Annotated in this window: 1 pseudogene; it reads right to left on the reverse strand. The window is 58.1% G+C overall.

The annotated features are described in order from the left end of the window. Positions 1-281: 281 nt before the first annotated feature. Positions 282-482, reverse strand: a pseudogene (locus I3253_RS20350) (hypothetical protein); the annotation flags it as partial.

Consider the following 482-nt stretch of genomic DNA (forward strand, 5'->3'; position numbering starts at 1 on the left):
TTTTTTGAAATCACGACTATCCCTCCCGAATGTTCCAAGCTCAGGATAGTTGCGCCACACAAATTGAGGCAGAACCCTTAATTCTTGGACGCTGATGTATGTGACCGTTCAGAACCGCGGGGTCATGCTGCCCTGAGCAAGGGTGGTGTAGGACTTATGAAGCTCGCAATGTTGCCCGCAATAGGCTGCTTCGGGGCTTCATATTTCGTTCGTTCACTCAAACCGCTGTCGTTCCCAGGAACAAGAAAAAACCAGACCGCCGGAGCGGTCTGGCCGTTGGCTTAGGCGGCGTCTTTGGGGCCCCAAGGGATGACAGCCTGCAGGGACAGATCGTCCTGGTTTGCGGCCTTGCCGAGGTTGGCGTTGAAGCCGTGGTCGCGGATGGTCAGCGTGTAGTAGTCGGCGCCGGTCTCCTTGTTCTGCTTCTTCCAGATGCCGCCGCACTCGACCAGCTTGCCGCGCGGGGAGCGGCCGAGGACGCG

The organism is Thiosulfatihalobacter marinus (assembly GCF_016019955.1).
Classification (GTDB): domain Bacteria; phylum Pseudomonadota; class Alphaproteobacteria; order Rhodobacterales; family Rhodobacteraceae; genus Shimia; species Shimia marinus_A.